The sequence below is a fragment of the Spiroplasma eriocheiris genome, from assembly GCF_001029265.1.
In the GTDB taxonomy this organism is placed as follows: Bacteria; Bacillota_I; Bacilli_A; order Mycoplasmatales; family Mycoplasmataceae; genus Spiroplasma; species Spiroplasma eriocheiris.
In genome coordinates, this window is record NZ_CP011856.1 from 20,087 (window position 1) to 31,314 (window position 11,228).

An 11,228-nucleotide genomic window follows, 5' to 3' on the forward strand; every position below is an offset into this window, starting at 1 on the left:
TTATTTTACTATTTTTAATAAAATTTAAAAAATAAAATAATAATTAATATTTAATTATACTAAAAAACTATTTAATAGTTGATAAGCAAGAGAGCAAGGGGGGATTAAATGAAATGAGGCGTTATTGCCACCTGGCGTATGGCTTATGAAGGGATTAACACAGCAGTTGATTTGTTTAATAAAAATGCCACCGCGGGGGATATTTTAGAAACAATTATTAAAGCAGTTGAAGATTATCCTTACTATAAATCGGTTGGTTATGGAGGATTACCAAATGAAAATGGAGAAGTTGAATTAGATGCTGCTTTTATGAATGGTGATAATTTGGCAATCGGTGCAGTTGCGGGGATTAAAGATTTTAAAAACCCAATTAGTATTGCCAAATATCTGGCGGAACATGAACGCCATAATATACTGTTAGTTAGTAGTGGCGCTGAAGCATATGCCCATAAAAATGGGTTTCAAAGAAAAAATATGTTAACAGACCGTGCTAAATTAATGTATAACAACAAAGTTGCTGAACTAAGCGCGGCAAAGTTAAAAGCTTACGATGGCCACGACACGGTAGGGGCGATTGTTTTAGACAACCAAGGATCAATGGCGGCGGGGACCTCTACTAGTGGATTATTTATGAAAAAGCCTGGAAGAGTCGGCGATTCGCCGTTATCGGGATCCGGGTTTTATGTTGATAGTACAGTTGGTGGTGCTAGTGCAACTGGTTTAGGAGAAGATATTATGAAAGGATGTCTATCCTATGAAGTAGTTCGCCAGATGGGAATGCTACCTAACAAATCTGTTCAAGAAATTATTGATGTAGTTCTTTTTAATTTTCATCAAAAATTAAAAGCAAGGTTTGGTGAAGTTGGCGGAATTTCCTTAATTGCAATGCGAAACAACGGGGAATGAGGAGTAGCTAGCAATGTTGAATTTTCATTTGTGGTAGCTACTACAAATAAGCAACCACAAATCTATGTTGCTAATCCAAATGCCGATTTTACGAAAACTAATTATGATTTCGCAACCAAAGAATGACTAGATAACTATGAGAAAAGAATTAAGAGCCCACTTAAATAACTAAGTTTATTGAAAGAGAGGTTATGTTATGGAAGATATTGAAATGATTGCTTTTAAAATTATTTCAAATGCTGGAGATGTATTTTCTCATATGTATGAAGCATTACAAAACGCCAAAAAAGGTAATTGAGAGGAAAGCGATCAACATGTTAAAACAGCAGATGAAAAACTAAAAGCGGCCCATCTTGTGCAAACGGATTTAATTCAAAAGGAAGCCCAGGGTGAAAAAACCAGTTATTCAATTTTAATGGTGCATGCTCAGGATCATTTAGCCAACGCCATTCTAAGTCAAGTGATGTTCCAAGAATTAATTGAAATATATCGAAATAAGAAATAATAGAATTTATGAAATATGAATAAAAATAGTATCAGACATCAAACTTTTAAGGAAAAAATCGATTATTTCATTAATAATAAGGTCGCGATGTGAGGAGCAAAAGTGGCAGGTCAGCGTCATATTGCTTCGCTTCGGGATGCCTTTATTTCTTATATGCCCTTTTTAATTGTTGGTTCAATCTTTATTATTATTGCTAATTTTCCAGTAAATTCATGAAGCGATATTTTAGATAATAAATATCCGTGGTTAGGAAGTGTTTTAATTTTTCCGAAACGGATTACTTTTGATATGATGTCATTTTGAATTACTGCCTTAGTTGCTTATAATTTATGTAAATATTATAAATTAAATCCAATCTTTCCTATTATTTCTTCAGTCGGATTTTTTATTGCATTAACGCCATTAGTTGGTAGTGGGGAAGCTAGTGACTGGTGGAAAGCTTCTTATATTCCGTTTGGGGGATATGCTGGAACCAGTGGGATCTTGCTCGCAATTGTATGTAGTATTGTAGTAACTGAATTCTTTAAATTTTGTCGGGATAAAAATGTTCGAATTCCAATGCCCGCCGCAGTTCCCCCAGCGGTAACCGCTTCTTTTGCTGCTTTAACACCACTATTCTTAATTATTATTTTTGCTTTAGTCTTACGGGGGTTATTTGGATTAACAGAGTGAAAATACTTACCAGTTATGCTAGAACACTTTTTGGCGGCTCCGATTTCCCAAGGTTTCATTGGAAAATTAGGGGGCGTTGTGCTAGTAACCGTGTTAGGCAGTTTAGGATGATGCTTTGGGATAAACTCTTCGGCAATTAATGGTATTGTCCGGCCATTTTGATCACAATTATTACCAGATAATCAAGCAGCATTTGCCCATTATCGGCAAGCAGGTGAATATTTGTGAAATAACTTTAACATCGGAGTTGAGGACTTTTATAATTATGTAACAACCGGGGGAGCAGGAAGCACCTTAATTATTATTTGTATAATGGCAGTTTTTGCTCGGAGTGAAAAAGTCAAAACAATTTGTCGGATTGCGATTATTCCCGGAATCTTTAATATTAATGAACCATTTTTATTTGGAATTCCAATTGTGTTAAATCCAATGATGTGGATTCCCTTAATATTAGCACCATTGGCGTCTGCTTTAATTGCATATGGAGCAATGCACTTTCACCTAGCCCACATGCCGATTGGCGCGCTGAACCCATGGACCTTACCAATTGGCGTCCTGGGATATTTTACTAATATGCATTGAACAGGACCAATTTTACAAATTGTAACGGCCTGTGTAGCTGGGGTAATTTGGTTCCCTTTCATTAAATTTGCGGATATGGATGAATTTAAAAAAGAAAATAATCTTGACACCGGAGTTTTAAACACCTTTAAAACAGCGCGGCGCCTCGGAATTTTGCCACCAATTTTTGGCTCTTTAAAAAATGACCTTTATTGGGAAAAATACACCCAGAAAAAACCATATAAAAAAGAATTAGCAAATGTTTTAAAAGAAAAACTAAACCAAGAAAAAATGCATAAACAAAAATTTACCGATAATGTTCTGATGCTAGATGATAATTTTAAAACAGAAGCTCAAACAATTGAGGCAAATAAATTATCATGGTTAGCTTTAAAAGAGGAATGTAATGCCGAAATTAAAACAGCAAAAGGAGAGTTAAGAATTAAAATAAAAGAATTATCCAAAGAACAGCAAAAAGATAAATTACTAGTTAACCAAATTAAAAATAATTATAAAACTAAAATTAGACAAATTAAGGATAGTCATCAAGGTGAACTGCAAACATTATGAAATAAATACCAGTTAACAAAACAAGCAGGAAAAAATAAAATTAAAACGTTGAAAAAGGATCTTCGTAAACAAATCGGAACAACTAAACTTAGTTTAAAAAATAATTTAAAAACAGTTACTGTTGACTTTAGACCATTAATTAAAATTGAACATCAAAAATTAAAAGAATTAAAACAAGAATGGTTGCAAGTTTATAAGCAATTAAAACATACAGCTAAATTAGAAATTAGTTACGCAAGAAAAACAAAAAATAAAGAATTAAAAACTGCACAAGAAGAACGCGACCATTTAATTCATGAAGCAAAAATTGCGGGTGATGATATTAAAGTTAGCAAGTTGAAACGTAATTTTTTAAAACAACAAACAGAAATTAATAATAAGTTTGAAGATGCTGTTGTAATTGCTAACGCCAAAATCTTTAACCAAAAAGTTAAACCAAGTCAATTAAAAAGTGATTACTACAAAACTGAACTTGAAAATAAAAAATAAATTGTAAAGGAGATGATTAAGATGAATATTGTGTTAATATGTTTTGCTGGGATGAGCACTTCAATGTTAGTAAGAAAAATGCAAGAGGCAGCCGATAATAGAGGAATTAGTGCCAAAATTTGAGCAACAGGTGCTACCACAGCAATTGATGATTTAGAAGAAGAAAAAGTAGATTGTATTTTGATTGGACCACAAGCTAGATATGATTTGGACAAAATGATTCCGATTGCCGAAGAACAAGATTGCCCAATTGATGTTATTAGCTCAGATTTGTACGGAACTTTTGATGGTGAAAAAGTTTTAGACATGGCATTAGATCTAATTAAAAGCTACTAATTGTAAACATTACGGCAATAAAAATTAAAAGTAGAATAATTAGCAAGGGAATTAAAAAAATTATTTGGCGCAAAGCATGTTTAAACCAGCCTGTATTCAAAGTAAAGTCATTATTTTTATTAATTGTATTTTGAGGATGATTTAGTTTTTTAAAAATTCAAAGAGAAAAATAACCTAACAGAATAATTAAAAAAATAATTAAAATTATTAATAGGGAATAACTTCAAATTGGAATGGCTGGAAAATTTTGTGACAATAACATTTTGTTTCCCTTCTTTTATTTAAAATAAAAATTTCTTTCTTTATTATTCTAAATTTATTTGAATAAAAAAGAAAGAAGTTTATGAAAATTTTGAAAGGAACGTTTAAAATGGATAACTTAATTAAAAAAGAAATTATTAAAAACAATGATAAATTTTTAGAAGACCTTATAACATTTTTAAAAATCAATACTGTCAAAGATGGTGCTCTAGAGAACATGCCATTTGGAAAGGGAGTTGCTAGGGGGTTAGCGTTTTTATTAAATTGATCAAAACAACAAGGTTTTACAGTTATTAATCTTAACGAGATGATTGGTTATTTAGAATATGGTGAAAGCGAAGAATATATTGCAGTACTGGGTCACTTAGATGTGGTTCTCGCCGGTAATAATTGAGTTACCGATCCTTTTGAACCAGTTATTATGGAAAATAAAATTTATGCGCGGGGAGCTCTGGATGATAAAGGGCCACTATTTGCTAACCTATATGCAATTAAAATTTTAAAAGATTTAGGTTATTATCCGAAAACTAAAATTCGTATTATTTTTGGAACTGATGAAGAATCACGAGGGTTAGGAATTAATTACTATAATAGTAAAGAAAAACCACCAATAATGGGATATACCCCAGATAGTGTATTTCCTGTTGTGTTTGCGGAAAAAGGAATTTTTACTTATTGGTTAAATAAGAAAAATAATAATTTTGCTAACCAAATTTTTAATTTAAAAGGTGGAGAGCGTTCAAATGTTGTTCCTGATTATTGTGAAGTAACCTTAAAAAATTTAAATTTTGATTTAGTTGCCCAACTTAATGATTTTTTACAACAATATAATACAAATTATCAATATCAATTTGAAATAAAAAATGATAATGGTTCTTGAAAAATACAATCCCATGGAATAACTGCTCATGCTAGTACTCCGGAAGAAGGAAATAATGCCATTCATAACTTGCTTAAATTAATTACATGGTTACCATTAGTTCATGATGATAACTATAATTTTATTAAGTTTATTGCCAATAATTTTACTTATGATGGAGCAAAAATGAATTGTCAAGTTAAAAATACTGAAATGGGAGATTTAACTATGAGTTTAGGATTGATTGAACAAGATGACAAGGTAATTAAATGTAAATTTAATGTACGTTATCCCCAAAATACTAATATGCCTGATTTAATTACTCGCTTAACAAAAATTATTGATCCCTTCGATATTTATCTTAGTGAAGAAAATGATACTCCTGCTCTATATTTTTCAAAAACCACCCCGATGATTCAAATTTTACATAATACATATCAAAAGGTAACTGGTTATCAAGATGAACTGGTACCTTCGAAAGGATCAACTTATGCTAAGTTAATGCCTAATATTGTAGCATTTGGAGCAACTTTCCCTGGTGAGGAAACAACAGAGCATCAACCAAATGAATTTATTGATTTACAAAAATTATTTAAAGCAATGGAAATTTATGCCAATGCTATGATTGCGTTAAGTAAATAAGAATATCCGATTAAAAATTGTTTTTACATTTATTTTACTTTCTTGCCAATATATACTACAATAACTAAGAAAGAATTATATATAAAGAGGAGAACAATTAAATGGATAAAATTATAAAAGTTGTTAGTAAAAATCATCATACCAAAATTACAGTTGTTGATGCCACAGAAAGTTTAAATGAAATTATTAGACTACAGGAAACTAACCCATTAGCAACGATTGCATTATCACGAGTTGCCATTGGGACAATTTTAATTGGCAGTGATATGAAAGGACCAGACAATAAAATTACAACGATTATTAATGGGAATGGTCCAATTGGAACTATTATGGCTGAATATACTGATCATCATATCCGGGCATTTTGTGCTAATCCCCAGTTTGATGAAACAAAAATTAAAAAAGAAAAAAATGTTATTTCACAAGTAGTGGGAACTGATGGATATTTACAAGTAATTAAAGATTTAGGAATGAAAGAACCTTTTACAGGACAAATTGATTTAGTATCAGGAGAAATTAACCTTGACTTTACTTATTATTTAGTTAAAAGTGAGCAAATAAAATCAGTAATTGCTTGTTCAGTAAAATTAAATGATGATGGAACTATTAATAAAGCAGCAGGATTATTTGCCCAACTATTACCTGATCATGAAGAAGAAGACATTGATTACTTAGAAGCAAAAGTTGAAAATCTTGGTAGCATTACGGAAAAATTAATTAAAGAAAATGATCTTAATAATATTTATAAATTAATTGATGATGAAGCAAAAGTTTTATCAGAAGAAACCTTTATTTTTAAATGTTCTTGTTCTCGTGAAAAAGCATTAATGTCAATTAAGTTATTAGGTGAAGAACAATTGCATGATATTGTGGAAAAAAATAATGATGTTGAAATTGTGTGTGATTTTTGCCGCACAAAATATATTATTAAACCAGAAGAAGTTGCAAAAATGTTTTTAACATAATACAAACATTTTTTATGTTGGAAATATCATAATAATGAAAAAACTTAGCATAGTAAAATTATTATATATAATATTTATCTATAAAAATACCAAGGAGGCCAAAATGAATTCAAATTATTCATCACAAGGATATCCACCACAAGGTGGTAAGATGGAAATTAAAAAACCAGATGGTTTATGTATGGCTGGGTGTATTGTTTCGCTTGTTTGTTCAGGGCTAGCAATGTTGGGTTTATTTATTAGTGCAATTGTCTTTTTACTGGGGCAACATTTGCTGATAAAGTTGTTAATACAGGACCACAACCAGATATTGATCCTGACATCGTTAGATCAACCGGAATTGGAATGGGAATTTTCTTAATTATTTTCTGCTGTGTTCAAATCGCACCCATAATTTTATGTTCACTTGTATTAAGAGGGCATGCAAAAAGTAATATTGCCGCTGGTGTAGTATCATTAATCTTTTCAGGATTAATTGGCGGAATTTTAATTTTAGTTGGGAAATATGGTCCCGTTCAACCACAACCTAATCAATGAGAACAACAACCCCAACCAACAAGAGCGGAATAAAATATCATTTATATGATATTTTTTTATTTTATAAAAATAATTTGGTGTATACTTATTTAATAAGATAACAAAGAGGGGGCACCAATGAAAAATTTTTAAATTTTTTATTATCGGGGACATTAACAGTAATTAGTACCAGTATAATGTTGGCCTGTTCAACTAATAATTCTCATAAGAGTAATAAATTTGAGGATAATATTAATCAAATTTTAAACCCCCAAATATTAAGAGACTATGATCAGTTAGTCGTTGATAATCATCATAATTTGTATTTTACTATCAAAAAAACAACGGAGACTTATAGTACCCTTTATTTTTTAGCTAACAAAACCACTACTCCAATTAAACTGTCGGGATTGCCAGCTAATATTATTATTAATGATATTAAAATTGATCACCAAGATGATGTGTATGTTTTAAGTAACAATGCGGGGTTATGGAAATTACCAGCAACTACCACAATCTTTCAGTATATTGAAAATGTTAATGAACTAGATATTTTATCATTTTGTTTTGATCAGAATGATAATGTTTATTTTGGAACTGCATCTGTTATTGGCAATTACGGGACAACGTATTTTTTACAACATGATAGTTGGCAGGTAAAAGAAATTAATGGATTATCGATCCCAATTAGTATTATTAAAATTGATCAGATGAATAATGTTTATTTAGCACCAGTAACCTCTATTAATAATAATGGCCCCAAAGCCTTTGTTTTAAAATCAGGAACAACAGTTATCCAAGCAATTGCTGATATTAAAACAAATGTTAATAGTATTGCAATTGCTCCTGATAACAATGTTTATTTTGGCTTAGTAAATGAATTATATATATCAAAAAACCATGGGATTAGTACCCAAAAACTAATTGAAATTGATGGTGACCTGGGAAGGATCTTAGTCACTTCAAATAATAGTGTTTATTATGAAATTTTAAAAGATAATTTTACAACCTTATATAAATTAGACCAGGAAAAGCAAATTTATCACAGTGATGAGTGGTGAGAAATTAATGCGTTAGTTAGTGACCGGGCAAATAATTTATTTTTTGCTTCCGAAAGTATTTTTTATATGATTACTAATGAACAAACTATGCAAGAAACATTTTATCCGCATCTAAAAAATATGGGTTATTATATTAATGATATTATTAACAAAGATGATACTATTTATTTTACTAATGCAACTGGAATTTGATATTATGAAAATAACTAAAAATTGATAAGTTGCTATTTCTAATAATTTTGGTATGATATTTATGTGTGAGTGGGAGTTTTTATAAACTACTACAAAATTCATAGAGATATCGAAATTTAATATTTAAAAAGGGCACTCTGGAGAAGTGTTTATTTAAGCAATATTAAATTTAAAGGAGGATTAAAATGGCTGAGCAAAAAGATAAGGTTACTGAGCCAAAATCAGAAGCGCCCAAAGCTGCTAAACCAGCTAAAGCAAAAAAAGAAAAACATGATAACAGTGCGTTAAAAGAATTTAAAGCAAAATTAAAAGAACAACGCAAAAAAACTAAACAATATTCAAAACGAATTTTAAAAGGAGAAATTATTTCAACTACTGGTGAACAACCAAATACTGATAAATACGTTATTGAATTAGTGGATGTTAAAAAATCATACCTAACAGGTGAATTAGAAACACCAGTCTTAAAGGGAGTTGACCTAAAACTAGAAAAAGGGGATTTTATTGTTATCTTAGGACCTTCTGGTTCAGGGAAAACAACATTGTTAAATATTATTTCTGGATTAGATAAAGTAACTAGTGGTGATGTGTTTGTGATTGGTTATAACTTGTCATTATTAAAAGATGTTGACTTAACTAAATTCCGTCGTGACAATGTCGGATTCATTTTCCAACAATATAACTTATTAACTAACTTAACAGCAAAAGAAAATGCTGAAGTAGGGGAAAACTTAAGTAAGGCAAAAAATAAAGATATGACAATTAATGATATCTTTAAAACAATTGGAATGGAAGAACAAATGAACAAATATCCCCACCAAATGTCTGGGGGACAACAACAACGGGTTTCAATTGCGAGAGCCTTAGCCAAAAATCCCGACATTCTTTTCGGAGACGAACCAACGGGGGCGTTAGATGAAGAAATGGGACGAAAAGTGTTAGAAATTTTAGTGGAAGTTAATAAAAAATATAAAACAACCGTAATTATTGTTACCCATAACCCAAATATTGCCGATATTGGAAATACTGTTATTCATGTGCGAAATGGTTTAATTGACCAAATTAAACACAATGCTAATCCCAAAAAACCAAGTGAAATTGATTGATCTTAGTTCAAAAAAGATAGATTATTTAGGAATAATTTATCTTTTTTATTTAAATTGACTTAATTAGTTTATTTAAGATATAATAGAGTTTAATAAGGGATAAAGAAAGGGATATGAAAATGGTGAGCGAAACTAATCCAATTTTTTTAAAAGCAATTGCTGAAAATAATCATCATAATTTTGGATTATTTACAAGTCCGCTGGCAATTTTTAACTATTCTTTGTTCATTGCTCTTTTTTGTTTATTAGCGATTGTTACTTTAAGTTTAAAAACAAAATGGTTAGTTTACCAAAAATCATTTAATTATCATCAACACTTTTTTGTTTATTTAAATTTCTTCTTTTTTATTTTAATTTATATTTTAATGAGTTTTTTCATTATAAGAATTTTAATGATGTTAAAATAAGCATTTATTACATTTCATATTTGTATATTTTATATTTATTTTTGCCAGGTTGAATTTGCTTAATGTTAGGAGTATTTTGTAAAAATGATTTGTTAATCAAAATGGCAAAAACTACGATGATTTTATTTTTAATAAGTGTTTTAACACCCGTAATATTTTTAATTCATTTTAGCTTAATTTTAAACCAACTAACTACTTTAATTTTATTAAGTGTCCTTTCAAATATCTTAAAAAGTTATTTATATATCTTTTTATTAGTCTTAAATTATTTAGTATTAAAAGGATTAGTTTTAACTCTTCTTCGCCGTTTATTAAATTTAATTAAATTAAAAAACAATTGCAAAGATTGGTTAGAAATCTTTATTATTAAATGACAACAAGAAACATTAGCCTTGTTAAAAACAATTTATACTTTTGAATTGTTATTTTCATATTTTAAAAATTTAAGATTAATTAAAAATTATAAAACGATGGCAGAAGATCCAACCCTAGCTGTTGACTATGATAATTATGATGATAAAGCAAAAATGACTTTTTCAATTAAAGCATTAAAAATTTTTATTAATGGTTGAAAACAGAGTTTAAATAACTAAGTAACTTTCTAAACTTTAAAAAATTATTAAGAACGAAACAAAAAATATTTTAATTAAATAAAAGGAGTTTTAATATGCGCAAAGTTTTGAAAAGTTATTTGCGAACTTATTTAAAACAATGAATTGAAACAATTGGTTTAATTTTATTTGTTACAATTATTTCAATGGCTATTATCGGAATGTTAGCCTCGCCCTTACAATTAATGGGAAAAAATAATCAAATAAAAGCACAATCAAATGAATGAAATTATAGTTTAATAAGTAAGCCAATGCAATTTTAAAATAATTTTACTTATGAATATTTTGTTGATGATTCAACTGAATATGGGATTAGTCCCATTATTGATAAGGGATCTGATCCAAATAATTATGGAATTTTAAGCCAAACCGGTTATGATACTTTATTAAGTAAAGATGGTGATCCGCGGACAAATCCTGATGCCCAGTTAGCATGGGGACAAGATTTAAAATTATTATTAAGTACTTATTTTAATTACACTGAAAGCCCAACAAGTTTTACCAATGCTGGTGGTCAGCCAATCTTAGCTAGTCAATTTTTTAACCCAACTTTTAAAGATGAACTTAAA

At 29.6% G+C, this 11,228-nt stretch carries 13 protein-coding genes; 11 read left to right on the forward strand and 2 right to left on the reverse strand.

Translation table 4 applies throughout. The annotated features are described in order from the left end of the window. Positions 1 to 108 precede the first annotated feature (108 nt). The 4 genes from SERIO_RS00085 to SERIO_RS00100 all read left to right on the forward strand — a co-directional run bounded on the left by SERIO_RS00085 (position 109) and on the right by SERIO_RS00100 (position 4,039). Complete coding sequence (locus tag SERIO_RS00085) at positions 109 to 1,074, forward strand: glycosylasparaginase (RefSeq protein WP_047790911.1); 966 nt, start codon at positions 109 to 111, stop codon at positions 1,072 to 1,074. 28 nt (positions 1,075 to 1,102) lie between these two features. Beyond that, a complete protein-coding gene (locus SERIO_RS00090) occupies positions 1,103 to 1,411 on the forward strand; it encodes a PTS lactose/cellobiose transporter subunit IIA (protein ID WP_047790912.1) in 309 nt (102 codons plus the stop codon). Positions 1,412 to 1,513: 102 nt separating this feature from the next. Then, positions 1,514 to 3,703: a PTS transporter subunit EIIC gene (locus tag SERIO_RS00095; protein WP_158500485.1), complete on the forward strand. Its 2,190-nt coding sequence runs from the start codon at positions 1,514 to 1,516 to the stop codon at positions 3,701 to 3,703. 21 nt (positions 3,704 to 3,724) lie between these two features. Further along, positions 3,725 to 4,039: a PTS sugar transporter subunit IIB gene (locus SERIO_RS00100; protein ID WP_053040788.1), complete on the forward strand. Its 315-nt coding sequence runs from the start codon at positions 3,725 to 3,727 to the stop codon at positions 4,037 to 4,039. Here SERIO_RS00100 and SERIO_RS00105 read toward each other — a convergent pair. Continuing rightward, positions 4,026 to 4,301: a hypothetical protein gene (locus tag SERIO_RS00105; protein WP_047790915.1), complete on the reverse strand. Its 276-nt coding sequence runs from the start codon at positions 4,299 to 4,301 to the stop codon at positions 4,026 to 4,028. The two genes, SERIO_RS00100 and SERIO_RS00105, sit on opposite strands and share 14 nt — an antisense overlap. A gap of 81 nt (positions 4,302 to 4,382) precedes the next feature. Here SERIO_RS00105 and pepV point away from each other — a divergent pair, with 81 nt between their 5' ends. Next, positions 4,383 to 5,801 carry a dipeptidase PepV gene (pepV, locus tag SERIO_RS00110; RefSeq protein ID WP_047790916.1) on the forward strand — a complete coding sequence of 473 codons (1,419 nt, stop codon included), beginning with the start codon at positions 4,383 to 4,385 and terminating at the stop codon, positions 5,799 to 5,801. Between the two features lie 101 nt (positions 5,802 to 5,902). Next, positions 5,903 to 6,766: an Hsp33 family molecular chaperone HslO gene (locus SERIO_RS00115; protein WP_047790917.1), complete on the forward strand. Its 864-nt coding sequence runs from the start codon at positions 5,903 to 5,905 to the stop codon at positions 6,764 to 6,766. 239 nt (positions 6,767 to 7,005) lie between these two features. Here the strand turns inward: SERIO_RS00115 and SERIO_RS06475 are convergent, their stop codons facing one another. Continuing rightward, on the reverse strand, positions 7,006 to 7,344 hold the full coding sequence (locus SERIO_RS06475; RefSeq protein ID WP_148553388.1) for a hypothetical protein: 339 nt from the start codon (positions 7,342 to 7,344) through the stop codon (positions 7,006 to 7,008). Between the two features lie 135 nt (positions 7,345 to 7,479). Between SERIO_RS06475 and SERIO_RS00130 the strand changes: the two genes are divergently transcribed. The 5 genes from SERIO_RS00130 (at position 7,480) to SERIO_RS06670 (ending at position 10,922) form a co-directional block, all read left to right on the forward strand. Continuing rightward, positions 7,480 to 8,553, forward strand: a complete 1,074-nt coding sequence (locus SERIO_RS00130) for a hypothetical protein (RefSeq protein ID WP_047790920.1) — start codon at positions 7,480 to 7,482, stop codon at positions 8,551 to 8,553. 167 nt (positions 8,554 to 8,720) lie between these two features. Continuing rightward, positions 8,721 to 9,647 (forward strand): ABC transporter ATP-binding protein, encoded by a 927-nt coding sequence (locus SERIO_RS00135; protein WP_047790921.1) that lies wholly within the window; start codon positions 8,721 to 8,723, stop codon positions 9,645 to 9,647. A 107-nt stretch (positions 9,648 to 9,754) separates the two neighbouring features. Continuing rightward, a complete protein-coding gene (locus SERIO_RS00140) occupies positions 9,755 to 10,048 on the forward strand; it encodes a hypothetical protein (protein ID WP_148553390.1) in 294 nt (97 codons plus the stop codon). Positions 10,049 to 10,110: 62 nt separating this feature from the next. Further along, a complete protein-coding gene (locus SERIO_RS00145) occupies positions 10,111 to 10,641 on the forward strand; it encodes a hypothetical protein (protein WP_148553392.1) in 531 nt (176 codons plus the stop codon). A gap of 74 nt (positions 10,642 to 10,715) precedes the next feature. After that, a complete protein-coding gene (locus tag SERIO_RS06670; protein ID WP_236682148.1) occupies positions 10,716 to 10,922 on the forward strand; it encodes a hypothetical protein in 207 nt (68 codons plus the stop codon). The last annotated feature ends 306 nt before the right edge of the window (positions 10,923 to 11,228 follow it).